Source organism: Salibaculum halophilum (assembly GCF_002094885.1).
Lineage (GTDB): Bacteria > Pseudomonadota > Alphaproteobacteria > Rhodobacterales > Rhodobacteraceae > Salibaculum > Salibaculum halophilum.
This window is the reverse complement of record NZ_MSIT01000006.1, coordinates 1-25,959: the sequence shown is the minus strand read 5'-3', so window position 1 is coordinate 25,959 and position 25,959 is coordinate 1. Positions and strand designations below refer to the sequence as shown.

General features: G+C 69.3%; 26 protein-coding genes and 1 tRNA gene. 16 read left to right on the top strand and 11 right to left on the bottom strand.

The window, feature by feature from the left end:
• Nucleotides 1-28: 28 nt before the first annotated feature.
• From BU124_RS04680 to BU124_RS04670, 3 genes are read right to left on the bottom strand one after another with little or no spacing between them, the layout of a single operon-like run.
• On the bottom strand, nucleotides 29-997 hold the full coding sequence (locus BU124_RS04680; protein WP_245831611.1) for a lysylphosphatidylglycerol synthase transmembrane domain-containing protein: 969 nt from the start codon (nucleotides 995-997) through the stop codon (nucleotides 29-31).
• Complete coding sequence (locus BU124_RS04675) at nucleotides 994-2,616, bottom strand: sulfatase-like hydrolase/transferase (RefSeq protein WP_084861299.1); 1,623 nt, start codon at nucleotides 2,614-2,616, stop codon at nucleotides 994-996. Before BU124_RS04675 ends, BU124_RS04680 begins: the two co-directional genes overlap by 4 nt.
• 11 nt (nucleotides 2,617-2,627) lie before the next feature.
• Nucleotides 2,628-3,275 carry a CDP-alcohol phosphatidyltransferase family protein gene (locus BU124_RS04670; protein WP_245831610.1) on the bottom strand — a complete coding sequence of 216 codons (648 nt, stop codon included), beginning with the start codon at nucleotides 3,273-3,275 and terminating at the stop codon, nucleotides 2,628-2,630.
• 216 nt (nucleotides 3,276-3,491) lie between these two features.
• Between BU124_RS04670 and BU124_RS04665 the strand changes: the two genes are divergently transcribed.
• Genes BU124_RS04665 through BU124_RS04655 form a run of 3 tightly spaced genes read left to right on the top strand, consistent with a single transcriptional unit; the run spans nucleotide 3,492 to nucleotide 7,202 of the window.
• Nucleotides 3,492-4,049 carry a cytochrome b gene (locus BU124_RS04665; RefSeq protein WP_084861297.1) on the top strand — a complete coding sequence of 186 codons (558 nt, stop codon included), beginning with the start codon at nucleotides 3,492-3,494 and terminating at the stop codon, nucleotides 4,047-4,049.
• A 40-nt stretch (nucleotides 4,050-4,089) separates the two neighbouring features.
• Nucleotides 4,090-5,703, top strand: a complete 1,614-nt coding sequence (gene mdoH / locus BU124_RS04660; protein WP_084861296.1) for a glucans biosynthesis glucosyltransferase MdoH — start codon at nucleotides 4,090-4,092, stop codon at nucleotides 5,701-5,703.
• 44 nt (nucleotides 5,704-5,747) lie between these two features.
• On the top strand, nucleotides 5,748-7,202 hold the full coding sequence (locus BU124_RS04655; RefSeq protein WP_245831608.1) for an OpgD/OpgG family glucan biosynthesis protein: 1,455 nt from the start codon (nucleotides 5,748-5,750) through the stop codon (nucleotides 7,200-7,202).
• A 1-nt stretch (nucleotide 7,203) separates the two neighbouring features.
• On the opposite strand, the gene BU124_RS04650 is transcribed toward BU124_RS04655, so the two are convergent.
• Nucleotides 7,204-7,941, bottom strand: a complete 738-nt coding sequence (locus BU124_RS04650) for an endonuclease/exonuclease/phosphatase family protein (protein WP_084861294.1) — start codon at nucleotides 7,939-7,941, stop codon at nucleotides 7,204-7,206.
• A 374-nt stretch (nucleotides 7,942-8,315) separates the two neighbouring features.
• Here BU124_RS04650 and BU124_RS04645 point away from each other — a divergent pair, with 374 nt between their 5' ends.
• From BU124_RS04645 to BU124_RS14985, 12 genes are all read left to right on the top strand, one after another.
• Nucleotides 8,316-9,134: an urease accessory protein UreD gene (locus BU124_RS04645; RefSeq protein WP_084861293.1), complete on the top strand. Its 819-nt coding sequence runs from the start codon at nucleotides 8,316-8,318 to the stop codon at nucleotides 9,132-9,134.
• A gap of 28 nt (nucleotides 9,135-9,162) precedes the next feature.
• The gene (locus tag BU124_RS04640) at nucleotides 9,163-9,465 is read left to right on the top strand and encodes an urease subunit gamma (RefSeq protein ID WP_084861292.1); all 303 of its coding nucleotides are present in this window, start codon (nucleotides 9,163-9,165) and stop codon (nucleotides 9,463-9,465) included.
• A gap of 21 nt (nucleotides 9,466-9,486) precedes the next feature.
• Nucleotides 9,487-9,645 carry a hypothetical protein gene (locus BU124_RS14745; RefSeq protein WP_179141862.1) on the top strand — a complete coding sequence of 53 codons (159 nt, stop codon included), beginning with the start codon at nucleotides 9,487-9,489 and terminating at the stop codon, nucleotides 9,643-9,645.
• Entirely contained in the window at nucleotides 9,642-9,947 is a 306-nt protein-coding gene (locus BU124_RS04635) for an urease subunit beta (protein ID WP_084861291.1), read from the top strand. Before BU124_RS14745 ends, BU124_RS04635 begins: the two co-directional genes overlap by 4 nt.
• The gene (gene ureC, locus BU124_RS04630) at nucleotides 9,947-11,653 is read left to right on the top strand and encodes an urease subunit alpha (protein WP_084861290.1); all 1,707 of its coding nucleotides are present in this window, start codon (nucleotides 9,947-9,949) and stop codon (nucleotides 11,651-11,653) included. The genes BU124_RS04635 and ureC overlap by 1 nt, the downstream gene beginning before the upstream one ends.
• A 9-nt stretch (nucleotides 11,654-11,662) precedes the next feature.
• Nucleotides 11,663-12,151, top strand: a complete 489-nt coding sequence (locus BU124_RS04625; protein WP_084861289.1) for an urease accessory protein UreE — start codon at nucleotides 11,663-11,665, stop codon at nucleotides 12,149-12,151.
• Between the two features lie 2 nt (nucleotides 12,152-12,153).
• Nucleotides 12,154-12,783 (top strand): urease accessory protein UreF, encoded by a 630-nt coding sequence (locus BU124_RS04620; RefSeq protein ID WP_084861479.1) that lies wholly within the window; start codon nucleotides 12,154-12,156, stop codon nucleotides 12,781-12,783.
• Nucleotides 12,780-13,421: an urease accessory protein UreG gene (gene ureG / locus BU124_RS04615; protein ID WP_084861477.1), complete on the top strand. Its 642-nt coding sequence runs from the start codon at nucleotides 12,780-12,782 to the stop codon at nucleotides 13,419-13,421. Before BU124_RS04620 ends, ureG begins: the two co-directional genes overlap by 4 nt.
• A 227-nt stretch (nucleotides 13,422-13,648) precedes the next feature.
• Nucleotides 13,649-14,749, top strand: a complete 1,101-nt coding sequence (locus BU124_RS04610) for an ABC transporter ATP-binding protein (RefSeq protein WP_084861288.1) — start codon at nucleotides 13,649-13,651, stop codon at nucleotides 14,747-14,749.
• Nucleotides 14,750-14,840: 91 nt separating this feature from the next.
• Nucleotides 14,841-15,953: an extracellular solute-binding protein gene (locus tag BU124_RS04605; protein WP_084861287.1), complete on the top strand. Its 1,113-nt coding sequence runs from the start codon at nucleotides 14,841-14,843 to the stop codon at nucleotides 15,951-15,953.
• A gap of 104 nt (nucleotides 15,954-16,057) precedes the next feature.
• Nucleotides 16,058-17,725: an ABC transporter permease gene (locus BU124_RS04600; protein ID WP_084861286.1), complete on the top strand. Its 1,668-nt coding sequence runs from the start codon at nucleotides 16,058-16,060 to the stop codon at nucleotides 17,723-17,725.
• Between the two features lie 4 nt (nucleotides 17,726-17,729).
• Nucleotides 17,730-19,118, top strand: coding sequence for an ABC transporter permease (locus BU124_RS14985; RefSeq protein WP_245831607.1), 1,389 nt, complete (start codon nucleotides 17,730-17,732; stop codon nucleotides 19,116-19,118).
• 51 nt (nucleotides 19,119-19,169) lie between these two features.
• Here the strand turns inward: BU124_RS14985 and BU124_RS04585 are convergent, their stop codons facing one another.
• From BU124_RS04585 to BU124_RS04555, 7 genes are read right to left on the bottom strand one after another with little or no spacing between them, the layout of a single operon-like run.
• Entirely contained in the window at nucleotides 19,170-20,099 is a 930-nt protein-coding gene (locus BU124_RS04585) for an AEC family transporter (RefSeq protein ID WP_084861285.1), read from the bottom strand.
• A 6-nt stretch (nucleotides 20,100-20,105) separates the two neighbouring features.
• On the bottom strand, nucleotides 20,106-20,903 hold the full coding sequence (locus tag BU124_RS04580; RefSeq protein WP_084861475.1) for an MBL fold metallo-hydrolase: 798 nt from the start codon (nucleotides 20,901-20,903) through the stop codon (nucleotides 20,106-20,108).
• A complete protein-coding gene (locus tag BU124_RS04575; protein WP_084861284.1) occupies nucleotides 20,903-21,706 on the bottom strand; it encodes a TatD family hydrolase in 804 nt (267 codons plus the stop codon). The genes BU124_RS04580 and BU124_RS04575 overlap by 1 nt, the downstream gene beginning before the upstream one ends.
• A gap of 9 nt (nucleotides 21,707-21,715) precedes the next feature.
• Entirely contained in the window at nucleotides 21,716-22,867 is a 1,152-nt protein-coding gene (locus BU124_RS04570; RefSeq protein WP_084861283.1) for a DNA polymerase III subunit delta', read from the bottom strand.
• Complete coding sequence (tmk, locus tag BU124_RS04565; RefSeq protein ID WP_084861282.1) at nucleotides 22,867-23,469, bottom strand: dTMP kinase; 603 nt, start codon at nucleotides 23,467-23,469, stop codon at nucleotides 22,867-22,869. The genes BU124_RS04570 and tmk overlap by 1 nt, the downstream gene beginning before the upstream one ends.
• Before the next feature lie 27 nt (nucleotides 23,470-23,496).
• Complete coding sequence (locus BU124_RS04560) at nucleotides 23,497-24,687, bottom strand: D-alanyl-D-alanine carboxypeptidase family protein (RefSeq protein WP_084861281.1); 1,191 nt, start codon at nucleotides 24,685-24,687, stop codon at nucleotides 23,497-23,499.
• Between the two features lie 31 nt (nucleotides 24,688-24,718).
• Nucleotides 24,719-25,612 carry an SPOR domain-containing protein gene (locus BU124_RS04555; RefSeq protein WP_084861280.1) on the bottom strand — a complete coding sequence of 298 codons (894 nt, stop codon included), beginning with the start codon at nucleotides 25,610-25,612 and terminating at the stop codon, nucleotides 24,719-24,721.
• A 255-nt stretch (nucleotides 25,613-25,867) separates the two neighbouring features.
• Between BU124_RS04555 and BU124_RS04550 the strand changes: the two genes are divergently transcribed.
• Nucleotides 25,868-25,957: transfer RNA gene (locus BU124_RS04550), tRNA-Ser, on the top strand.
• The last annotated feature ends 2 nt before the right edge of the window (nucleotides 25,958-25,959 follow it).

The following is a 25,959-nucleotide window of genomic DNA, read 5'->3' as shown; positions in this document are numbered from 1 at the left end:
CGGCCCGCGCCGGATCGTCCCGGCCCTGTCAGGGCGGCGTCAACTGCCCCGTGCCCCGCGCCTCTTGCCGCGGCGTGATCCAGACCAGCACAAGGCCCGGCGAGACCGCCGCGATGAGGACCAGCCCGAACGCGATGCTCGCAGCCAGTCCGCCGCTCGCGCTCACGCCGGCGATCGGCAGCAGGCCGGCCGCGGCGCCCTCTCGCAGACCCCAGCCCGAGATCGAGACGGGGATGAGCATGGTGAACAGGATCACCGGCACCAGCGCCGCGGTGGCCGACAGGCCGAGATCGACGCCGACAGCGCGTGCGCAGGCGGCGAAGGCCGCGAGATTGCACAGGGTCGTGCCCAGGCTCAGCACGATCTGCCCCGCCAGCACGGGGCGCGCGGCAACCGACCGCAGGAAGTCCGCGCGCATCTGCCGCGCCGTCGCGCCGGCACGGCCGGGAAGGTGGGTCGCCCCTTGCGCCAAGACAGGCAGGCAAAGGCCGACCGCGAGGACCCCGGCGACGGGCGCGGCAACCCACCCCGGCCAGTCCAGCCCGCCCGGAACGGCCAGCGTCGCGACGAACGCCGTGCCCAGAGTCGCGAACATGGCGATTTGGCCGGCCAGCCGCTCGAAGACAACCGCCTGGCCGGCCGCCATCAGCCCCGCGCCGCCCCTGGACCGGACGGCGCGTCCGGCATCCCCGATCATCCCGCCGGGAAGCGACTGGTTCACCACTTGCGACAGGTAGTATTCCCCCAGCGCCTGCCGGGTGCCCAGGGCGATCCCCAGGTGCCGTGCGGTCAGCTGCCAGCGCAGCGCCGACAGCAGGGTCTGCAGGCTCAGCAGGACGAGGCCGAGCGTCAACCAGCCCCACTGCGCCGACTTTAGGCTGCGCGCCGCCGCGGCGCCGTCGACCGCCCGCCAGATCAGCACCAGAAGGCCGAGGCTGAGCCCCGCCTGTCCGAGCCTGACCAGCCAGGCCGGGATTTGCCGCCCGCCCAGGGTCACGTGTCCGCCCCTTTGTTGACAGGGCGCGAATAGGCCTCGAGGATCATGTCGCGCATTCGCGCCATCGACCGCACCTCGGCCGTGTCGCGTGGGATCAGTCCGCGGGTCCAGCCCCAGTTTTCGGCCGCCGCGACCAGCGCCTCGGGGCCGATCAGGTGGACGGGCACATCGGGCCGCTCGTCCTGCGCCACGAAGCTCGCGGCCTGGTGATCCCCGACCACGAAGATCAACGGCGGATTTTCGGCATGACGGGCCGCGTAGTCGAGCACGACGCGAAGCGCGTAATCCACAGCCCGGCGATACTGGTCGCGCACCCGGTCATGATCGCGCCAGACCACGTCCGGCGGGTCGCCCGCCCGGGCCATGCGCGCGAAGATGGTGCCGTCCTCGATCGCCTCCCAGGCGACGAGGTCGGGCACCGGCACCCAGGGCGCATGCGACGACCCCAGCGCGATCTGCGCGAAAAGCGGCCTGTCGGCCGTCTGTTCGCGCAACAGCCTGTCAAGTGCGGCCAGGGTGAACTGATCGGGCATTGTCACCCAGTTGAAGGCCGGCCCCGCATAGCCGAGGTCCTCGGCCGCCAGGACGGTCTCGAACCCCATGCGGGTGGCTTCCGGCCATTCCAGGGTGATCTGCGGCATCACCGCGGCGGTATGAAAGCCCGCCTCCGCGGCAAGGTGGAAAAGCGATTGCCGCGTGCTGGCCAGCGCGGCACCGTAACGCGTCTGATCGGCGATCCAAAGCCCGTTGGCGAAGGTGGCATGGCTCAGCCAGCTCTGGCCGCCGCGCGTCGGCGCCCGCAAAAGGCCCGAGCGCATCGACAGCCCCGCGGCCTCCAGCCGGGCTTGCCCCTGTTCCAGCGTGGCGCGGTGCGTGTCGGCATAGAGCGGCGTGTCAAGGCTCGTGCGTCCATAGCTTTCGACGAAGACGACCAGGACATCCCGGTCGATCCCCGCCAACAGGTCAGCGCGGCCGGCAAAGGGGTCCTCGGCCGCGGCGGCCTTGAACGCGCGCAGATCGGCCAGGGTCTTGCGCGCCATGCCGAACCGCTCCACCCCGACTCGCGCCGTGAAGGCCGCCCCGGGGGGCGAGACCGGCAGGCTCCAGTGCCCCATGGCCGCGCCGACCTGCGCGGTCGCGACCCCGGCAGACAGGATCGACGCCGTGGCAAGACCGCCTGCAACGGGGCGCGGCGCGGCGATCCGCGCCCAGACGGACGTGGCCCACCACAGGGCCCAGGCGACGAGGGCCGATGTCAGCAAAGCCGCGAGCACGGCCCCGAGAGTGAGCGCCGGGCCCATGGCCCCCGTCGCCAGGCGCAATCCGGCCGGGATCAGCGGCAGATCGGCGACCGGATTGAACCCGCGCCCCAGCGCCGTGAACATCGCGAGGTCAGCCGCCTTCAGGACCGCGATCACCGTCAGGACCGCCACCAGCACGCCCCGCGCGACGACGCCCCAGCGCGCTGCCGGCAGGGCCGCCAGCCCGAGCAGGACGGCCGGTAGTTCCAGCGGAAACACGAAAAGCGCCGCCCATGTTATCGAGTCCGGGTGGTTGGGCTGGATCAGCAACACATGCAGGATCAGCGCGGCGAGGCCCAGCCGGGACAGGTCGGCCATGCACGGCCGCGTCATGCCCGGTGCCGCCAGAGCCAGACCAGATCCAACATGAACGACCAGGCCAGCAGCGCCAGCGCCACGGCCATGAGGACCGGGGTCGCGACCGCGGGCAGGACCGGCGCCTGCAGCGCGATCAGCGTGCCCAGTTGCACCACGCAAACGGTCTTGCGGCTGAACCGCGGCGGAAGGTCCCGCCGCATCCAGGGGAAAAACCACATCCCGCCGGCGAACAGGTATCTCGGCAGCCCGAGGAGGAGCGCGGCCGGCCCCACGGTACCGGCGGTTGCCGCGCCGATGGCCAAGACAAGCGCGAGGGCGGAGTCGACCTCGAGGTCGAAGCGCGCCCCGAAGGCCGAGGTCGTGCCCTGACGCCGCGCGACCCAGCCGTCGGCCCCGTCGAGCAGCAGCGTGACAAGCGCCACGGCAAGGATCGGCCAGGACGGCCCGGCGCCCGCAACAAGCGGCCCCAGCAGCGCCATGGTCAGGGCGAGCCGCGTCAAGGTGATGACATTGCAGGCCCCTAGTCGCGCATGCGGATAGCCGCCATGCAGCGCCCGCGCCGCCGCGGCCACGCCGATGGTGAAGCAGACCAGCACAAGGCCCGCCGAAGCGATGCCCGACGCGGGCAGAACGCTTGTCAGCGCGACGACAGCCGGCATCAGCGCAGCGGAAGCAATGGCGAAAACGCCGACCGGCGCCCCGATTGCGGGCCGATGCCCGGGCGTCATTGGCTTGGGGGTTTCCGTCCGGACGAATGACATGGGGATGACATTGGGCGCGTCCGGGAACAGTCAAGCCCGGGCGCGGGTTCTTGAAGCGCCGCCTGCGCGCGCTATGCTCGATTTTGCGGCGCGGAGCGAAAGACGGAGGGGTGCGTGGCCAAAGTCGACTTTCAATACAGACGCCCCGCGCGACTGCTTCATTGGGCGATGGCCGTTCTGGTCATCGCCATGATCGCAGCCGGGGTCCTGATGATCCGCCCCGACCTGAACCGCAGCCTGTCCAACGCGCTTTTCCTGTTTCACAAGAACGTCGGGATCGCGGTCTTCTTACTGCTGATCCTGCGAGCTCTGTACCGGTGGCGGCATCCGCCCGCGGGCCTGCCCGACGATCTGCCCGGCTGGCAGAGACGGGCCGCTGGGCTGTCGCACGGGTCTCTCTACGCGCTGCTTCTGATCATGCCCGTGGCGGGCTACATCCGGGTCAAGGCGGGGGGGTTCCCGATCGAGTCGCTGGATGCGCTGGGCGCGCCGTCGCTCGTGCCGCGCTCCGAGGCGCTGGCCGAGACGGCCAAGACTGTCCACTACTTCGCTGGGATCGCGCTGGGCGCTGTCATCGCCGTTCATATCGCCGCGGCGGCCTATCACGGCCTCGTTCGCCGGGATGGCGTGGTATCGCGCATGTGGCCACCCTTTGCCGGGCGCGGGGGATAGGGCTGTTGCCCGGATCGACTGTCGGATTAAGTCGGAGCGCATGCGCGTTGAACCACGCTTGATCCAACAGGCAGGCTCTGCCGACCCGGCATCGCCGCAGGACCCGTGGCCGCGGGCCAGCATCGTCGAGACGCCGTGGCACGGTCCAACGGTCACCGTCTTGGCACTCGCGCTGTCCATGACGATTGCCATTGTTGCCGCCTTCGTGACCAGCCTGACAGCCTGGACGCCGGCGGCCATGATCGCGCTGCCTCTTGTCACCGTGACCGCGATCTGGATTTCCGGCGGCGCGGCCACGGCGCTTCTGGGGTTGGTCGTGCCGGACGCGCGCAGCACGCGACTGCCCGCCCATTGGCGCCCGAGTACGCGGACGGCGCTCCTGATTACCGTTTGCAACGAGGACCCGCGGCCGCTCGCCGCGCACCTCGCCGCCCTGCGCGCCAGCCTGGCGCGGATCGGGCTGGGCGAGACCGTGCAGATTTTCGTCCTGTCGGACACCTCGGGGCGCGAGAATGTCGCCCGTGAGGAGGCGGCGCTTCTGACAGCGCATGCTGCTGGCGTGCTGACGTATCGGCGCCGTGCCGAAAACACCGGGCGCAAGCCCGGCAATATCGGCGACTGGGTCGACAGCCACGGCGCGCATTTCGATCACATGCTGGTGCTGGACGCCGACAGCCGCGTCTCGGCGCATCGCGTCGCGCGCATGATCCGGCGCATGGAGCAGGAGCCGGACCTCGGCCTCTTGCAGGCCGGAATCGGCATTCTCAGGGGGCGGACCCGCTTCGGCCGCCATCAGCGTGTCGCCTCGTGCTTGCTGGCGCCGGGGTTCGGCCGTGGCCTAGCCGCCTGGAGCGGGCGCAGCGGCAACTACTGGGGCCACAATGCGATCATGCGCGTGGCGGCGTTCCGCAGCGCCCGCAGCCTGCCGCACCTTTCGGGGGCTGCGCCCTGGGGCGGCATGATCCTGAGCCACGATTTCGTCGAGGCCGCCTGGATCCGGCGCGCGGGGTGGGCCGTCGCGCTCGACCCCGACATTGGCGGCAGTGCCGAAGAGGCCCCGCAGACCATCGACGCATTCCACGCGCGCGACCGACGCTGGTGCCAGGGCAATCTGCAGCACCTGCGGCTGTTGGCCGAACCCGGGCTGACGCCGACCAGTCGTGTCCACCTGGCCATGGGGGTTCTCAGCTATCTCGTGGCGCCGATCTGGCTGATCCTCGTCGTGCTGGTCGCGTTCGGCGGGGTTCCGGTATCGGGGGAACTGCCCCTGATCGTCGTGGCGGGCGTCTTGCTCACGCCCAAGCTCTGTGCGCTGCTGGAGCGCTGGCAGGCCGCCCGGACCCTGCGACGGCGCGTGGTCATGCTGCGGGCCGCGCTCGGCGAGCTTGCGGTGTCGTCGCTCATCGCGCCGCTGGTGATGCTGCGCCAGACGCGATCTGTCCTATCGGTGTGCCTTGGCCGCGACTGCGGCTGGAAGTCGGGCAAAGGGGCACAGCGCATGCTGCCGCCGGGGCTAGGCGAGGCGTTCGCCGGTTGGGCGCTCGTGGCGCTCGCCGTGCCGCTGGCGGGGCCGGCCGCGCTATGGCTTGCCCCCGTCGCCCTGCCGCTGTGTTGCGCGCCGCTGGTCATGCGCGTGCTGGAGGCGCCGGTCTGATGCGGCGGCGCAGCTTTATCGCCGGGGTTGCCGCGTCGGGGCTGATGCCCGGCCTTCGGTCAGCGGCCCGGCCCGCCGAGACGCTGCTGGCCAAGGCCCGCCGCCTCGCCGCGCGCCCCTTCGCCGCCCATGCCCCGCCCTTGCCGGAGCCTTTCGCCGATCTGAGCTACGAGGCCTACCGCGGCATTCGGCCCCTGCCGGGCCGCGCGGCCCTGCTGGACCACGGCCCAAAGTTCGCCTTCGACCTGCTGCCACCGGGCCTGTTCTTTCCCGACCCGGTGCGCATCGACGTGGACGATGGCAGCGGCCCCACGCCCGTCGATTTCTCGCCAGATCTCTTCGCCTTCGACGATCGCTTTTTCGCGGATGTGCCCGACACCGTGCCGGAGGCCGGCTTTTCGGGGCTGCGGCTGCGCCATCCGCTGAACGCGCCCGACCGCCTGGACGAGGTGCTGGTGCTGCAGGGGGCCAGCTACTTCCGCGCCATCGGGCAGGACATGGTCTACGGCCTGTCCGCGCGCGGTGTCGCCCTGGGAACCGGCGGCCCCGCGCCCGAGGAGTTTCCGCGCTTCACCCACCTGCGGCTGCACCCGGCGCGCGGGGGCACAGTCCGGATCGAGGGGGTCATCGACAGCCCATCGCTGGCCGGGCATCTCGACATGACCCTGCGGCCGGGGCGCGACACCGTCACCGATATCGCGGTCACGCTGCTGCCGCGCCGTGACATCGACGACATCGGTGTCGCGCCGCTGACGTCGATGTACCTCAAGGGGCCGCTGCGCAGCGCCGTCAGCGACGATTTCCGGCCGCGGGTGCACGACAGCGATCTTCTGCAGATCGAGAACGGCGCGGGCGAACGCCTCTGGCGGCCGATCGCCAATCCGGCCCGGGTCGAGACCTCGGCCTTCGTCGATGACGGCCCGGCCAGTTTCGGGCTGTTCCAGACCCCGCGCCGCTTCGAGGATTACCAGGACACCGAGGCGCGATATCACGCCCGCCCCTCGGCCATCGTGCGACCGGCGGGCGACTGGGGGCGCGGGGCGGTGATGCTGGTCGAGATTCCCACCGGTGACGAGTTCATGGACAACGTCGTTGCCTTCTGGCGGCCCGAGGTGCCGTTGCTGGCCGGCACCGAGCATCGCTTCACCTATTCCATCACCTGGACGCGGGCGGCACCGCAAGACGGTGCCGCGCGCGCCGTCCTCCAGAGCCGCAGCGGGCTTGCCCACCACCGCCCCGGCGCCCGCCGGTACGTCGTCGATGTCACGGGCGGCCCCGACGGCCTGCGGCCGGAGATCACCGCCCCGGCGACGGTCGCCATCGAGGGCGTCAGCGTCTTCGCCTTGCCGGACGGGCGCGGCACGCGGCTGACCTTCGTGCTCTTGCCGGGCGAGGGGATCGACGCGGCCGATATCCGTGTCGCCCTGCACGACGGCCAAAGCTCTGCGCCGTCGGTCTGGGTTCATCGTTGGACACGCGCGCGCGACGGCGGCGTCTAGCTTAGCCCGGCGGCGGTACTTCGATTTCGGCCCTGAGCGGCCGGTGATCCGAGGCGATGCGGATGCCCGGCCCGTCAAGCACCCGCGCGTGCCGGACATACGCGCCGCCCGCGCCGAGAACGCGATCCAGCCCCAGCAGGGGACGGCGCACCGGGAACGTGGCCGGGACCGGGCCGGTGTATCGGTCGCCGAGGACGGCGCGCGACAGCGCCGCGCCGCCCCAGGGGCGCCATTCGTTCAGATCCCCGCACAGGACGGTCGGCCGGGCGGGCCTGCGGAACAGGTACTGCCCCAGCGTCCGCAACTGGGCGATCCGCAGCACCTGGGTCAGCGACAAATGCGTGCCCACGACCCGACACGGCGCGCCGTCCTTGCGCAGGTCGGCAATGACGGCCCCGCGGTGGCAATGCCCGGGCAGGTCGATCACGGTGATGGACTCGACGGCGATACCGTCACCGGCAAGGAAGACGACCCCGAGAAAGCCATGGCTGTCCGGGCCCCAGCGGCTCTCCGGGGTGCGGTGAAGATGCCGCAGGCCGGTGCGTGCCGCGATGGCGTCGAGATCGAGAATCCCGCGGTGGGGCAGGGCCTCCGCGTCCGCCTCCTGCAAAATGACAAGGTCAGGCGGCGGCGCGGCGACCTCTCGCGTCAGCACGTCCAGCGTGCGCGCCGGGTCGACCACGCCATCCTCGCCGCGGCCGCGGTGTATGTTCCAGCTGATGATCGACAGGCATGTCATCGTGCGAGTCCTGACCCATTCACGGGAAAATGCCAAAGCCCGGGCCCGGGTAGGGACCAGCCGATCAAAGTTCCCCGCTGACCAGAAGTGGCGCGCGTCGATGCGGGATCAATGTCGCGGCGACGGTTCTGTCGCATGCGCGCGGCACCGGTGATGGCCTTGAGCCGCCTTGGTGCGCCGCGATGCCCGCGCAATGGGACCGGCCCGCCGCCGCCGCAGGCAGGTTGCCATTTTGCACATGTTCCGGGCGTCTTGCCCTGAATCCGGGCATCCGATCGCTGGGGTGCATCCGCAGCGCGGGGTGGGGCGGTGGCTGCGGTGGTGATGCCGGCACCGCGCGTTAGGCTTGTCACCAACCGCCCAAGGAGCTTGCCATGACGATCCAGACCGCCCCGGTGCGGGCCGCCGAGCGCAGCCAGGGCACGGCCCATGTGGCGCTGCGCGCCGGGCCGGGCCGGGGCAGGCTGGACCGGTTGCACCAGTCCGGGTCGGCCAAGGCCTTCGTGCATCCGGGCGAAACCGGGCCCGAGGTGGTGTTTCTGAACACCTCGGGCGGGCTGACGGGGGGCGACCGGCTGACCTGCGGCCTTGACCTCGGCCCAGGCACGCGCGCGACGGCCACCACCCAGACCGCCGAGCGCGCCTATCGCAGCCCCGGCGGTGCGGCCGCTGTGACGGTGCGCCACCGGGTCGGCCCGGGGGCGCATCTGGACTGGCTGCCGCAGGAGACGATCCTTTTCGAGCAAAGCCACCTGATGCGCGAGACGCGGATCGACCTCGACGCCGACGCCACCTGCCTGATGCTGGAGATGCTGGTGCTGGGCCGCGCGGCCATGGGCGAACACCCCGCCACGCTGCACCTGCGCGACACCCGCCGCGTGATGCGCGCCGGCCGGCCGGTGCTGGTCGAGCCGCTGCATCTGACGCCTGCGGCGCTGACTGCCGGACCGGCGGTGCTTGAAGGCGCCCGCGCCTTCGCCACGCTGGCGCTGGTCGCCCCCGGCGCGGCGGATGCGCTGGCCCCGGTGCGCGCCGCGCTGGACGAACCGGGCACCCGCGGCGGCGCCTCGGCCTTCGACGGCAAGCTGATGATCCGGCTGCTGGCTGAGGATGGCTTGCCGCTGCGCCGGCAGGTGGCGCGGCTTCTGGCGGTGCTGCGCCCCGGCCCGCTGCCGCGCGTCTGGCAGACATGACCCCCACCCGACAGGAGAGCCCCGAGCGATGAACCTGACCCACCGCGAAAAGGACAAGCTGCTGATCTCGGTCGCCGCCATGGTGGCCCGCGGGCGCAAGGCCCGTGGTGTCAAGCTCAACCACCCCGAGGCCATCGCGCTGATCTCGGATTTCGTGGTCGAGGGCGCGCGCGAGGGCCGCAGCGTGGCCGACCTCATGGAGGCGGGCGCGCATGTCGTCACGGCCGAGGACTGCATGGCGGGCATCCCCGAGATGATCCCCTCGGTCAAGGTCGAGGCCACCTTTCCCGACGGCACCAAGCTGGTGACCGTTCACGACCCCATCCGCTGACCTGGAAAAAGGACCGATCCCATGCGTTTTCTTCTGCCCCTTCTGCTGATCCTGCCGAGCCTGGCGCAGGCCCACGCCGGCGCGCACATGCACCCGCACGGCATCGACGCGCTCTGGCTGGTGCTGGTCGGGCTTCTGGCGCTGGCGGGCGGCTATGCCCTCGGGCGGGGCCGCAAATGATCCCCGGAGAGCTGTTTCCGGCCCAAGGCGAGATCACCTTGAACGCGGGCGCCGAGGTCACGGTGCTGGAGGTCGCCAACACCGGCGACCGGCCCGTGCAGGTGGGCAGCCACTACCACTTTGCCGAGGCCAATTCCGGGCTGGACTTCGACCGCGCCGCCGCCCGTGGCCAGCGGCTGGACATTCCCGCCGGCACCGCGGTGCGCTTCGAGCCGGGCCAGACCCGCGAGGTGCGCCTTGTGCCGTACGGCGGGGTGCGGCGCGTCTTCGGCTTCAACCAGCAGGTCATGGGGGCGCTCTGATGGCACGCACCCTTTCCCGCGCCGCCTATGCCGGCATGTACGGCCCCACCACGGGCGACCGGCTGCGGCTGGCCGATACCGAGCTGGTGATCGAGGTCGAGCAGGACTTCACGACCTACGGCGAAGAGGTCAAGTTCGGCGGCGGCAAGGTCATCCGCGACGGCATGGGCCAGTCCCAGGCGACCCGCGCCGCGGGCGCGGTGGATACCGTCATCACCAACGCGCTGATCCTCGACCACAGCGGCATCTACAAGGCCGACGTCGGGCTGCGCGACGGCCGCATCGCAGCCATCGGCAAGGCCGGCAACCCCGACACCCAGACGGGCGTCGATATCGTCATCGGCCCGGGCACCGAGGCCATCGCGGCCGAGGGCAAGATCCTCACCGCCGGGGGCTTTGACGCGCATATCCACTTCATCTGTCCGCAACAGGTCGAGGACGCGCTGCACTCGGGCATCACGACCATGCTGGGCGGCGGCACCGGCCCGGCCCACGGCACGCTGGCGACCACCTGCACGCCCGGCCCCTGGCACATCGGGCGCATGTTGCAGGCCGCCGATGCGCTGCCCATGAACCTGGCCTTCGCGGGAAAGGGCAACGCCAGCCTGCCCGACGCGCTGGCCGAACAGGTGCGCGCCGGGGCGGCCGCGCTCAAGCTGCACGAGGACTGGGGCACCACCCCCGGCGCCATCGACTGCTGCCTGGGCGTGGCCGAGGACATGGACGTGCAGGTGATGATCCACACCGACACCCTCAACGAGAGCGGCTTTGTCGAGAACACGCTGGCCGCCTTCAAGGGCCGGGCCATCCACGCCTACCACACCGAGGGCGCGGGCGGCGGCCATGCCCCGGACATCATGAAAGTCGTGGGCACCCAGAACGTGCTGCCCTCGTCGACCAATCCGACCATGCCCTACACCGTCAACACGATCGAGGAACACCTCGACATGCTGATGGTGTGCCACCACCTCGACAAGGCCATTCCCGAGGATGTTGCCTTTGCCGAAAGCCGTATCCGGCGCGAGACCATCGCCGCCGAGGACATCCTGCACGACATGGGGGCCTTTTCGGTGATCTCGTCGGACAGCCAGGCCATGGGCCGGGTGGGCGAGGTCATCCTGCGGACCTGGCAGACCGCCGACAAGATGCGCCGCCAGCGCGGACGATTGGCGGAGGAGACGGGCGAGAACGACAACGCCCGCGCCAAGCGCTATATCGCGAAATACACGATCAACCCGGCCATCGTGCACGGGCTGAGCGCGCATATCGGCAGCATCGAGGCGGGCAAGCGCGCCGACCTGTGCCTCTGGGACCCGGCGTTTTTCGGCGCCAAGCCCGAGATGGTGCTGATGGGCGGGTCCATCGTCATGGCGCAGATGGGCGATTCCAACGGCTCGATCCCGGCCGAGCCGGTGCACGCGCAGCCCATGTTCGGGGCGCTGGGCCGCGCGCGCGAGCGGTCCTCGGTGACATTCGTCAGTGCCTCGGCCCATGACGACGGGGTCGGCGCCGCGCTGGGGCTGGCCAAGGACACGCTGCCGGTGCGCGGGACCCGCAGCATCGGCAAGCGCGACATGATCCACAACAGCCTGACGCCCGAGATCGAGATCGACCCGGAAACCTACGAGGTGCGCGCCGATGGCGCGGTGCTGACCTGCGCGCCGGCCGAGGACCTGCCGCTCGCGCAACGCTATTTCCTGTTCTGAGGAGGCCCCATGTCTGAGCCTGATGTAACCGACTTGCCCGTGGCCCGCGCGGTGCTGTCCGACCCGGCCGCCGAGGTGGCCGATACCGTGCTGCTGGATTACGACGGGCGGATGCTGCGCCGCAAGCGGCTGGTGGGGCAGGGCGGGCTGGCGGTTCTGGTGGACCTGCCCGAACTGACCAACCTGGACGATCACTGGGGCCTCGCGCTCGCCGACGGGCGGGCGGTGGCCATTGAAGCCGCGCCCGAGGATCTGGTCGAGGTGCGCGGTGATCTGGCGCGGCTGGCCTGGCACATCGGCAACCGGCACACCCCCTGCCAGATCGGGGCCGATCGCCTGACGATCCGCCGCGATCCGGTGATCGAGGCGATGCTGGCCCGGCTGGGCGCGGACCTCGCCCCCGTCACCGGCCCCTTCCGCCCCGAGGGCGGGGCCTATGGCAAGGGGCGCACCATGGGGCATGACCATGGCCACATGCATGACCACGGGCACGGATGATGCTGACGCCCGCGCATCTGGCGCTGGTGCAATGGCTCTCGCCCGCCTTTCCGGTGGGGGGCTACGCCTATTCCCACGGGCTGGAGGCGGCCATCGCCGCGGGCACCGTTGCAGATGCACCGGCACTGGAGCGTTGGCTGGGCAACCTGCTGGACTTCGGCGCGGGCTGGCAGGACGCGGTGCTTTGCGCCCATGCCCTGCGCGGCGGGGCCGCCGAGGCCGACGATCTGGCCCGCGCCGTGCAGCCCTGCGCCGAACGCCTGCAGGAGGCCCGCGATCAGGGCGCGGCCTTTGCACGCACTGTCGCCGGGATCACCGGGCGCCCCTTGCCGGCGCGGCCGCTGGCAGTGGCGGTGGGCGAGGCGGCGGCGCCGCTGGACCTGCCCGCGCCGGACGTGATCGCGCTTTACCTGCAGGCCTTCACCGGCAACCTGGTGACTATCGCCACCCGCCTTGTCCCGCTGGGCCAGACCGAAGCGCAGGCGGTGCTGCACCGGATGGGGCCGCGCCTGCACGCGACAGCCCTGCGCGCGGCCGAGGCGCCGCGCGACGCGCTGGGTGGCTGCGCGCTGGCCGGGGACCTGGCCGCGCTGACCCATGAAACGCAAGACGTGAGGATATGCCGCACATGACCACATCAGCCATGAACGGCCCGCTGCGCGTGGGCATTGGCGGCCCGGTCGGGGCCGGCAAGACCACCCTGACCGAGGGGCTGGCGCGGGCGCTGTCACCGCGGTGCTCGATGGCCGTCGTCACCAACGACATCTACACCCGCGAGGACGCCGAGGCGCTGATGCGCGCGCAGGTGCTGCCCGGTGACCGCATCCGCGGCGTCGAGACGGGCGGCTGCCCGCATACCGCGATACGCGAGGATGCCTCTATCAACCTGGCGGCCGTGGCCGAGCTGACCGCGGCCTTTACCGACCTGGACCTCGTGCTGATCGAATCGGGTGGCGACAACCTGGCGGCCACCTTCAGCCCGGAACTGGCGGACCTGAGCATCTACGTGATCGACACCGCCGCCGGTCAGGACATCCCGCGCAAGCGCGGCCCGGGGCTGGTCAAGTCCGACTTTCTGGTGGTCAACAAGATCGACCTGGCCCCCCATGTCGGCGTCGATACCGCCCGGCTGGAGGCCGACACCCGACAGGCGCGGCAGGGCCGCCCGCATGTACTGGCGCAGCTTGATCGCGGCGTCGGGCTGGACCGGGTCATCCGGTTCCTGATCGAGGACGGCGGCCTGCCCGTTGCCCTGGACAGGGCGTCGTGACCCTGCCGGTTGCGCAGTTGAACGGAAGTTTCGACGGGAAAAACGCCTGACCACGCGGAATTTCGCGGGAAAATTGCACCTCGAAACGGCCCAAGTCAGGTCAAATGCCGAGATTCAGGGACCGCGGCGACGTCAATCATCTAATCCGTTGCAATCCGCGTCCCGGATTGCTTTAGTCTAGCAATGCAAGTGCAGCGGCAAGCTGCCAGGTAACAGGGAGACACGGCTTGGCCGATGGTGCATCCAACGACGCGTTCGTGGAATTTGAGCGCGTGCAGAAAAGTTACGATGGCGAGACGCTCGTCGTCAAAGACCTCAACCTCGAGATGCCGCGCGGCGAATTCCTGACCATGCTCGGGCCCTCCGGCTCGGGCAAGACCACCTGCCTGATGATGCTTGCGGGGTTCGAGACTGCGACCCACGGCGACATTCGGCTGGGGGGCAAGTCGATCAACGATATCCCGCCGCACAAGCGCGGGATCGGCATGGTCTTCCAGAACTACGCCCTGTTCCCGCACATGACGATTGCCGAGAACCTCTCCTTCCCGCTGGAGGTGCGCAATATCGGCAAGTCCGAGCGCGAGGAAAAAATCCGCCGCGCGCTCGACATGGTCGAGATGGGCGATTTCGGGGGCCGCCGGCCGGCGCAGCTGTCGGGCGGCCAGCAGCAGCGGGTGGCCCTGGCCCGTGCGCTGGTGTTCGAGCCCGAGCTGGTGCTGATGGACGAGCCGCTGGGCGCGCTGGACAAGCAACTGCGCGAGAAGATGCAGTTCGAGATCACGCACCTGGCGCACAACCTCGGGATCACCACGGTCTACGTCACCCACGACCAGACCGAGGCGCTTACAATGTCGGACCGCGTCGCCGTCTTCGACGACGGCAAGATCCAGCAGCTCGCAGCGCCGGACACGCTTTATGAAAGCCCCGAGAACAGCTTCGTGGCGCAGTTCATCGGCGAAAACAACACGCTGGAGGGCACGATCAAGGAACTCAAGGGCGAGACCTGCATCGTCGCGCTCGACGACGGCGAGGTCATCGACGCCAAGCCTGTCAACGTCGACAAGGTCGGCGACCGGACCCTCGTGTCGATCCGGCCGGAACGGGTCGAGATCGACCAGTCGCGCCTGCAGGAGGGCGCGCATACCCTCGATGCCGAAGTGCTGGAATTCATCTACATGGGCGACATTTTCCGCACACGGCTGCGGGTGGCGGGCAAGGATGATTTCATCATCAAGACCCGCAACGCCCCCGACCAACAACGCCTGCAACCCGGCCAGAAGATCAAGATCGGCTGGCTGGCAGAGGATTGTCGTGCCCTCGACCCGTAAGGGCGCAGCGGCACGGCACACGCGCGACGGCCCTGACCCGGTTGCCGTTCGCACGAAACCAATGAAACCGGGAGACATACGGGAGTATGAAATGAAACTTCTCACGACTTTCACCGCGACGACCGCGCTTTGCGCCGCCGGCTCCATGGCCGGTGCCCAGGACATGGTTGACGACATGACCCTCGTCAGCTGGGGCGGGGCCTACCAGAACTCGCAGATCGAGGCCTACGCCAAACCCTACATGGAGATGAACCCGGAGGTCTCGATCACCTGGGACGAGTCCTCGAACGAGGCCGTTGCCAAGCTGCGCGCCATGAACGAGGCCGGCAACATCACCTGGGACCTGGTCGACGTGGTCGCCGCCGACGCGCTGCGCCTTTGCGACGAGGGCCTGGCCATGGAAGTGGACCATGACGAGCTGCTGGCCCCTGCGCCGGACGGCACCGATGCCAGCGACGACTTCGGCGACCTGATCGTCAGCGACTGCTTCATCCCGCAGATCGTCTATTCGATCACCTTCGGCTACCGCTCGGACATGGTGCCCGAGGGCGTCGATGCCCCCGACGACATTTGCGACGTCTTCGACCTGGAGACCTATCCGGGCAAGCGCTCGCTGGAAACACGTCCCATCAACAACATGGAATGGGCGTTGATCTGCGACGGTGTGCCCAAGGACGAGGTCTACGACGTGCTGGCCACCGAAGAGGGCCAGGACCAGGCGCTCGCCAAGCTCGACACCATCAAGGACGACGTGATCTGGTGGTCGGCCGGCGCCGATACGCCGCAGCTTCTGGCCGACGGCGAGGTCTTCATGGGCTCGACCTACAACGGGCGGCTCTTCTCGGCGATTGAGGAGCAGGACCAGCCGATCGAGATGATGTGGGACGCGCAGGTCTTCGACCTTGACGGCTGGATCATCCCGACCGGCCTGTCCGACGAGCGTCTGGCCCGCGTGCAAGACTTCGTCCGCTTTGCCACCGACACCCAGCGTCTGGCCGACCAGGCGGCCTATATCTCCTACGGTCCGGCGCGCGAGTCCTCGGCGCCGCTCGTGGGTGAGCATGCCGAACTGGGCATCGAGATGGCCCCGCACATGCCGACGGCCCCGGAAAACAGCGAGAACGTCTTTGTGTTCAACTACGGCTTCTGGGCCGACTACCGCGACGACATCGACGCCAAGTTCCAGTCCTGGCTGGCCCAGTAAGGGCACGGCCGATCGGAGGGGCCGGTGATCCGGCCCCTCCACTTCCAATTCGTTTGGACCTTTAACAAGACAGACCGGACAACCGGCAGATCGACGGGGAAGCGATGAGTGATAGCACAGAGACCGGCCCGGTGCTGGCCGCCGACGGATCGCCGCTCAAGCAGAGCCTCGCCAAGGCCCTGCGGCGCGAGAAGATGCGCGCGCTGGCGCTGATCGCGCCGCTGCTGTTCTTCATCGTTCTGACCTTCATCATCCCGATCCTGTCGATGCTGTTCCGCTCGGTCGAGAACCAGATCGTCTCGGACACCCTGCCCGGGACGGTTGCGGCGATCCAGGACTGGGATACCGACAGCGGCGACGCCCCCGACGAGATCGTGTTCCAGCACCTGTTCATCGATCTTTTCAACGCCGACGAGGCCAAGGAACACACCAAGCTCGGCTCGCGCCTGAATTACGAACAATCCGGGCTGTCGTCGCTATTCCGCAGCTCGGGGCGCAATGTCGACGACATCGGCGAGTCCTTCCAGGACCCGCTGGAAGAGATCGACCCTGCCTTCGAGGAGGCGGATTTCTGGTACGACATGATGAACGGCGCGGGCGGCGAGGGCCTGCTCGAGGAACGCCGCGCCATGTGGGAGGCCCAGGAAGGCGACACCCTCGCCGGTGACGTCGGCTTCGTGCCGTCACAGGCCATGATCGACCTGCTGCCTTGGACGACCACCGCCTATACCGATTTCGCCATCTGGACGGCCATCGAGGACGAGGACGTCGTCGCCGAGGAGGAACCCTGGGAAGCCGTCTACGGCGCGCTGGGCATGGACCTGCGCAACCCCGAGACCGTCGCCGCCATCGCCGAGTACGACGGCCCCGGGGCCGCGCAACTTCAAGCCGTCGTGGACAACCTCGACCGGTTGCCCGAGACTTCGTTCCGCGAGGCCTTTGCCGAGATCGACGAGGATTGGCTCGACCCCGAGGTCTGGGGGACGATCTCGGTCTACTCGCCCAACTACACGCCGGGCTATTTCCTGACGGCCATCGACATGAAGCTCGGGGCCGACGGGGTCGAGGCCCAGCCGGAAGACCGCCAGCTTTACATCAAGCTGTTCAACCGCACACTGTTCATGTCGCTGGTCATCACCGGGTCCTGCATCCTGCTGGGTTACCCGGTGGCCTGGCTGCTGGCCAACCTGCCGCTGCGCACCGCCAACGTGCTGATGATCCTGGTGCTCCTGCCCTTCTGGACCTCGCTGCTGGTGCGCACCTCGGCCTGGAAGGTGCTGCTCCAGCAACAGGGGGTCATCAACGAGATCCTCGTCTGGCTGGGCTTCGTGGACGATGCCAACCGATTGATCCTGATGAACAACCAGACCGGCACGATCATTGCCATGACGCATATTCTGCTGCCCTTCATGATCCTGCCGCTCTACTCGGTGATGAAGACCATCGACCCGTCCTACCTGCGGGCGGCAAAATCGCTGGGGGCGACGAATTTCGTGGCCTTCTGGCGGGTCTACTTCCCGCAGTCGGTGCCTGGAATCGGCGCGGGCTCGATCCTCGTGTTCATCCTGTCGATCGGTTACTACATCACGCCCGAGATCGTCGGCGGCACCGATGGTGTCTTCATCTCGAACCGGATCGCCTACCACATCTCCAGTTCGCTCAACTGGGGCCTCGCGGCCGCGCTGGGGTCGATCTTGCTGGTGGTCGTGCTGGCACTCTACTGGCTCTATGACCGGATCGTGGGCATCGACAACGTGAAACTGGGGGGCTGAGGCCATGAGCAATCTGACCGTGGACGTCAAGCGCCCGCCGCTGAGCTTCACCATGCCCGTGGTTGCGGTGCTCGGGGCCTGCTTCGGTTTCGTGACCGGCAACATCTTCGGCCAGGCCTGGCTGGGCTTCGTCATCGGGGCCGTGATCGGGGCCGGGCTGGCCGGCATCCTGGCGCAGATCGTGCAAGTCCGGCTCTGGCAGAAGGTCTGGGGAACCTGCGCGGTCTTCGCCCTCGCGGGCCTTATCGCGGGCGGAATCGGCGGGCTTGTCGGCGGCGCGGTGATGGGGCTGTCGATGGGGTGGTTCGCCACCTGGATCGGCTCGGGGCAATACCGCGCCGGGGTGCCGATCTACTACACGGCCGGGCAGACACTTTGGCACAACGTCTTCCTGTTCATCTGTGCCTTCGTCTTCTTCTTCCTGGTCGCGCCACTGTTCCCGGTCATCTGGCTGAGCTTCAACGCCGAGAACTTCTTTACCTTCACGCCGGAAATGCTGGCCTTTCAGGCCGAGGGTTACAGCCTCAAGCATTACCGCGAGTTCTTCAGCGGCGGCGGCCACCCGGTGCAGGGCATCCTTTACGGGGCCGTCATCGGTGCCGTGCTGGGCGCGCTGGTGCAGCTGCTGCCCAACGTCCAGCGCGGGCTTGCGCGGGTCGTCGTGTTTGCCGTCGTCGGCGCGCTGATCGGTGTCGTGGTCGGCAAGATGTGGGGCGTCTCGGGGGCCGAGTGGATGACGCCGCTCAAGAACTCGCTGATCATCGCGCCCTTCGCGACGCTGATCTCGGTCAGCCTGGGCACGCTGGCGGCCATCGGCCTGTCGCAGACCCATGTGCCGGGGCGCCAGGCGATCATGGCGGTGCTGATCTCGCCGATGATCGTGCCGTTGATCATCTCGGCGACGGGCATGTTCTTTTTCTACGCGCCGCTGGGCAACTGGCTTGAGGCGAACCTCGGCCTGAACCAGACCTTCGTCGGCTACGTCAAGGTGATCCTGGCCCATGCCGCCCTCGGCGTGCCCTTCGTCATCATCACGGTGACGGCGACACTTGTCGGCTTTGACCCGTCGCTGACCCGCGCGGCGGCGAACATGGGCGCCAACCCGGTGACGACGTTTTTCAGGGTGCAGATGCCGCTGATCCTGCCGGGCGTTATCTCGGGCGGGCTCTTTGCCTTCATCACCTCGTTTGACGAGGTAGTGGTCGTGCTCTTCGTCGGCTCGGCGCAGCAGCAGACGCTGCCGTGGCAGATGTTTACCGGCCTGCGCGAACAGATCAGCCCGACGATCCTCGCGGCGGCGACGATCCTGGTGACCATCTCGATCTGCCTGCTGACGACGGTCGAGGTGCTGCGGCGCCGCTCCGAGAAGCTGCGCGGCATGAGCCCCGGCTGAGCCGCTCGCGGCAATGGCGAAGGGCCGCCCCGTCGGGGCGGTCTTTTCATGTCAGGGCAGGATCGACAGCCAGACGGTCGCCGTCAGGATCGTCAGCCCGGTGCCGATCAACACGGCAGAGGCGGCGACCCGCCGGGCAACCCCGTAGAGATTGGCAAAGAGGTAGGCGTTCACGCCCGGGGCCATGGCGCCGGTGAGAACGGCCGAGCGCAAGCCGTCTGTGGACAGGCCCAGCGCCCGGCCCAGCCCGAAGGTGATCGCCGGGTGCAGCACCAGCGAGATGGCGCAGATGAACAGGATCACGCGCATGTCGCCCTCGGGGCGGTAGCGGTGCAGCACCCCGCCCAGCCCGAAAAGCGCCGCCGGGATACCGGCCCGGACCAGCAGATCAACGGCATCCGTCATCACCGCCGGCAGGGCGACCCCGGCCAAGTTTACCCCAAAGCCGGCGGTGATCCCCAGCACCAGCGCGTTGGAAAAGATCGCCCGCACCACCTTGCCGGGCAGCGCGCGGGCCGGTGTTCCGCCCGCCCGGGCGATCTCCATCGCGGTGATGCCGATAGCATAGCAGAACGGCGCGTGCAGGGCGATGATGGCGTAGTTGGCCGTCAGCGCCCCGGTGCCGTAGGCCCGTTCGGTGATCGGCAGGCCCAGCAGCAGCGAGTTCGAGAAGAGCCCGACAAAGCCGATGGCGATGCTGTCCTCCCAGCTGCGCCGGAACAGCGCCCGCGCCCCGGCAAGCCCCGCCAGGAACCCGGCCAGCGCGCCGCAGTAGAAGGCCAGCAGCAGTGCGACGTCGAAATCCCGGCCCAGCTCCAGCGTCGCGATCGCGCGGAACAGCAGCAGCGGGATGGCGATGCCCTGGGCAAAGGTCATCAACCCGTCGATGCCGCTGTCGGTCATCCAGCCCCGCCAGCGCGCAAGATAGCCCGCCCCCACCACCAGAAAGACCGGCGCGATCACCGAGGCCAGCGCGCCCACGGGGCCTCAGCCGGGCAGGGTCAGGGTCATCCCGTCGTGGGCGGGGGTGACATTGGCGGGCGTCTCGGCCGCGACCGTGGCCCAGTCCAGGTCGATATGCATGTTAGTGAGCACCGCGCGCGAAGGCGCGGCCTGGGCGATCCATTCCAGGCTCTTGGCCAGATGCGCGTGGGTGGGGTGTGGGTCCCGGCGCAGCGCGTCGAGGATCCACAGGTCAAGCCCCTCCAGCAGCGGCCAGGCCGCGTCGGGGATATGCGCCACATCGGGCAGATAGGCCGCGTTGCCGATACGGAACCCCAGGGCCTCGATCGTGCCGTGCTCCACCGCGAAGGGGGTGAAGGTGATCGGCCCGCCCGCGCCGTCGATGGTGACGTCGCCGTCGATGGTGTGCAGGTTGCAGATCGGCGGATAGGGCGAGCCGTCGGGCTGCACGAAGGCATAGCCGAAGCGCGACAACAGCTGCTGGCCGGTGTCACCGTCTGCCCAGACATCCAGCTGGCGGCGCATGTTGAAGACGATCATACGCAGATCGTCCAGCCCGTGGACGTGATCGGCGTGCGAATGGGTATAAAGGACGGCGTCCAGTTCGCCAACGCCCGCGTCCAGCAGTTGCTGGCGCAGGTCGGGCGAGGTGTCGATCAGCACGCGCGTGGTGCCCTCTGGCCCTGCCCGCGTGACGAGGAGCGAACAGCGCGTGCGCCGGTTGCGCGCATCCTGCGGGTCGCAATCGCCCCAAAGCCCGCCAAGGCGCGGCACGCCGCCCGAGGAGCCGCAGCCGAGTATGCGCAGGGTGATCTCGCTCATCAGGCGGCCGCCTGCCACTGCGCCGCCTTGGCAAAGAGGCGGTCGAAATTCTCGGCCGTCTGCCGGGCGAAATCGTCGGGGTCCATGCCGAAGACCTCGGCGCCGACACGGGCGGTATGCGCGGTGTAGGCTGGCTCGTTGCGCTTGCCCCGATGCGGCGGCGGGGCCAGGTAGGGGCTGTCGGTCTCGACCAGCACCCGATCGACCGGCGCGGCGGCGAAGATATCTCGCACTTGCTGCGACTTGGGAAAGGTCGCGATGCCGGACATCGACAGGTAGAAGCCCATGTCGAGCGCCGCGCGCGCCAGCTCCGGTCCCGAGGAATAGCAGTGCATGACGCAAGGATAGGGGCCGTCGGCATAGCCGTCGCGCAGGATCGCGGCCATGTCGTCGTCGGCGTCGCGGGCATGGATGATCAGCGGCAGGCCCGTCTCGCGCGCGGCGTCGATGTGGACGCGCAGGGAGCGGCGCTGCGCCTCGGCGCTCTCGGCGGTATAGTGGTAATCCAGCCCCGTCTCGCCGATGCCGACGAACTTGGGGTGGCGGGCCAGCGCGACCAACTCATCCACGCGGGCCAACGGTTCGTCCCCCGCGCTCATCGGGTGGGTGCCGGCGGCGTAGAACACCGGGTCGTGCGCCTCGGCGATGGCGCGCACCTGCGGCTCATTGCGCAGGCGGGTGCAGATGGTCACCATGCGGGCGACGCCGGCGGCCTGGGCCCTTTCGATGACATCGGGCAATTCGCCCTCGAAATCGGGGAAATCAAGGTGGCAATGGCTGTCGACGAGTCGCGCTTGGGTCATGGCACCCTGTCAGGCTGTGGTGGCATCGGCGACGGTGCCTTGCGCCGTCTGCTCGATCCTGAAGACGGTATCTAGAATGAGCAGGGCAGGGTCAAGGTTGACCGCCTTGCCGTGGCGGGTCCGGTCCGAGACCTCTTGCGCCAGCGTGGCCCAGGCCCGCGCGGCGCGGGCATCGGGCGCGAGGCGGGCGAGCAGGCGGGCCTCGCCCGGGGCCCCCTGGTCGGCCGGCGGCCCCTCCAGCCCGGTGCGCGCGGCACGCGACAGGAAACGGTCGATCAGGTCGAGGGTGAGCGTGAACCGCGCCTCGGCCGTCCGGCCCGCGCAGCTTTCGGCCAGCTTGATGGCCCGGGGCCGGTCAAAGCCGGTGGCGCTGTCGAACAGGCCGACCAGGTCGGCGTAGATCGCCAGCCCGTCTAGGTTGATCAGCCGGATCGCCTCGCCGACCGAGCCGCCGGTCAGAGCCGCCAGCGCCCCCGGCGCGTCGGTGTGGCTGTGGGCCTGGGCCAAGGCCTGTGCCATGGCGTCGGGGGGCAGCAGCCCGCAGCGCAGCACCCGGCAGCGCGAGCGGATCGTCGGCAGCAGCCGCGACGGCTGATGCGCCACCATGAGGATCGTCGCACCCTCCGGCGGCTCTTCCAGCAGCTTGAGCATCGCGTTGGCAGCGTTGACGTTCATCTCGTCGGCGGCGTCCACGATGACGACCCGCCGCCCGCCGTCGGCGGCCGACAGGCCGAAGAACCCGCGCAGCTTGCGGACCTCCTCGACCGTGATCACGGTCTTGAGCTTGTCGGTCTTGTCGTCCCAGCCGCGGCGCAGAACGAACAGCCGCGGATGCGCGCCCGAGGCCAGAAGCCGCATGTCGGGGTGGTCGGGGTCCACGTCGAGCCGGTCGGGGGGCGGGGGGGCATCTCCGAACAGCCCGGCGTCGGGGGCCTCGGGGGGGTGCGACAGCAGAAACCCGGCGATTTTCCAGGCCAGCGTGGCCTTGCCCACCCCGCGCGGCCCGGTGATCAGCCATCCCGAGTGCAGCCGCCCGCCGTTGAAACTGTCCAGGAACTCGGCCGCGGCGGCGTCCTGTCCGTAAACCTGCCGCGTTTCGCGCGGGTGCGGCGCACCGTCGACCTGGTCGGGCAGGGGGCGGTCCTCGGGGGCGGTGGCCATCAGGCCCCCTCGCGTGTGGCCAGTTGGGCGGCGATCTCTTCGGCCACGGCCTGCGCGTCGCGGTTGCCGTCGATCACCACGCAGCGCCCGGGGGTGTCGCGGGCCAGTTGCAGGAATCCGTGGCGCAACGTTTCCTGAAAGCCCAACCCGAACGCCTCGAAGCGGTCCTCGCCCGAGGCGCGGGCCAGGCCACGGTCCAGTGCCACGGCCGGGTCCATGTCGATGACGAAGGTCAGGTCGGGCTCGCGCCCGATCATCAGCGCGTGCAGCCTGTCCACGCGTGCGCGCAGATCGCCGCGGGTGGCGCCCTGGTAGATGCGGGTCGAATCGGCGAAGCGGTCGCAGATCACGGTCCTGCCCGCCTCCAGCGCGGGCTGGATGGTCTTTTCCAGGTGGTCGCGGCGAGCTGCGGTGAACAGCAGGATCTCGGTTTCGGCCGACCAGCGGCCGGGGTCGCCGGTCAGCAGCAGCCGGCGGATCTCCTCGGCACCGGGACTGCCGCCCGGTTCGCGGGTCAGCAGGGCCTCGGGCAGACGGTCGGCCAGCAGGCGCGCCTGGGTGGACTTGCCCGAGCCGTCGATACCTTCGAAGGTGATGAACATGCGGATCCGCCCGGAAAAGCCCTGAACTCAGGCGCCGTCCTCGGCGTCGGTCCCGGCGTTGTCAAGAAACTTGCCCATCAGCACGTCGGCCGCGACCCGCAGCCGTGCTGCAAAGCCCCCGCGCGCCACGTCCGCATCCGCGACCAGCGGCGCGCGCGTCTCGGGCAACCCGTCCAGCCGGATCACCAACTCGGCGATCTCGTCGCCCGACGCGATCGGGGCCGGGACGGGGCCGTCGTAGACGACCTCGGCTTCGATGTCGCTGGCGGCCGTCAGGGGAACCAGCATCGACAGATCTTCCTTCACCGAAAGCCCCACGAGCGGGCGTTCGCCCCGCCAGACCTCGGCCTCGGCCAGGCGCGTCCCGGCCTCGGCCACGCTGCGTTCGGCGAACTGACGGAACGCCCAGTTGATGATCTGCTCGGCCTCCTCGGCGCGGGCGCGGGCGGTGGCCAGCCCGGTTATGGCGAAGATGATGCGCCGGTCGCCCTGCTTGGCGCTGCCCACCAGGCCATAGCCCGCCTCTTCGGTGTGGCCGGTCTTCAGCCCGTCGGCGCCGATCCCAAGCCCCAGCAGCGGGTTGCGGTTGCTGACGTTCTGCGGCGCGCGGCCGTCGAATTCGTACCGCTGCTCGGCAAAGAGCGGGTAGAACGTTGGAAAATCGGTGATGACCCGGTCGGCGAGGATGCCGAGGTCGCGCATGGACATGCGGTGCCCAGCCGCCGGCCAGCCGTTGGAATTGGTGAAGGTCGAATTCGTCATCCCGAGGGTTTCGGCCCGGGCCGTCATCAGCCGGGCAAACCCGGCTTCGGTGCCATCCGGCGACAGCGCCTCGCCCAGCACGCAGGAGGCATCGTTGCCCGAGAGCACCACGACCCCGCGCAGCAGATCCTCGACCCGGACGCGGTCGGTCGGGTCCAGGAACATCGTTGAGCCGCGGTATTCGAAACAGTGCTGCGAGACCGGCAGAACGTCGTCCACGCCCAGCCGGCCGTCGGCAATGGCCTCGAAGGCCATGTAGAGCGTCATCAGCTTGGACATCGAGGCCGGCGGCAGCGGCCTGTCGGCGTTCTTTTCCAGCAACACCGTGTCCGTGGTCTGGTCGAGGACAAAAGCGGCTTCGGCGCGGGTGTCGAAGCTCTGGGCCAGCGGGGCCTGCGCCACGGCCAGCACTATCGCGGCGGCCAGCAGGAACGGGGTCGGGATCAGGCGGATCATGGCGGGGGGCGTCCTTGGGTGTCCGGTCGGGTCAGTTGGTGACGAAATAGGCGTCCGAGAACCCCATGCCGCGCACCTGCTCGCGGATTGCGGCGCGGTCCTCGGCCGAGGTGGCCGGGCCGACGATGACGCGCCAGAAGGTGCGCCCCTGGCTTTCTTGTTCAAGCACGGTCGGCACGATTCCGTTGCCGCGCAGGCGGTCGGCGGTGCGGGTGGCATTCGCCTCGATCGAAAAGATCCCGATCTGGACGTAGGGTTTCTCCAGACCGCCCGCGGGGTCGGGGGCCGGGTCCGGGGCAGCGGTAGAGGGGGCGTCGGACGCGTCCGCCGCCTCTATGGCTGCTGCAGCCCCGGCGATCGGGTCAGTCTCTGTCTCGTCCCCCGGCGCGTCGACGTCGAGCGGGGCCGCGGCAATGTTCTCGGGGGTGTCGAAATCTGCGGTCGGGGAGGGGTCTGGCGCGGCCGCTTCCTCGCGACGCAGGGCCGTGACCTGAAGCTCGGCCGGGTTGCCGGCCAGCATTTCGAGCGCGGCTGCGGCGTCAGAAGACACCTGCAACCGCGGCCCCGGGTTTTCGCGCTCGCGCCGGAACAGGGCGCCGATGACGAAACTGTCGTTCTCCTGGTTGCGGATGATGACCCGCTCGGGGGCGTCGACCTCGGGGTGCGCCACCCAGACCCCGCCCAGCGAGGGGCGTCCGTCCCACAGGCCCTCTTCAGTGACCTGGAAGACCTCGGGCGCCTCGACGTCCCGTTCGACCAACTGGACCGACTGGCCGTCGGCCGCGTTCTCCTGCGGCGGTTGCGCGCCCGGCGACGTCCCTGCGCCAAAATCGAAGCCGCCGTCGCCGTCGCAGCCCGTCAGCGCCAGAAGCGCGGCCCCCGCAAACAGGGCCGTGCGCGTGTGTCGTCCTGGTGTGCCTGTCATGTCGTGCCCTTGTCGTTTCCGTGCCGGTTGCCCGGTCTTGTGGTTCGGTAATGCGGCCACGCTCGGCCGGCCAGCCCCGCTAAATAGGCCTTCGGTAGCCTCCGTGCCGGGACCTCCGGCTATCGCATGCCATCCAGCTAGCAAGATAGACCGGTGGGCCGCGTTGTGAAAGCACTGTCGCGGCCGTTCGGCGGATTTCCACATTCCTGATTGTGCTTCCAGAATCGCTCGGATCCCCTTACGCCACCCGCCGACGGAGGAGTGGCAGAGTGGTCGATTGCACCGGTCTTGAAAACCGGCGTGCGTGAGAGCGTACCGTGGGTTCGAATCCCACCTCCTCCGCCACC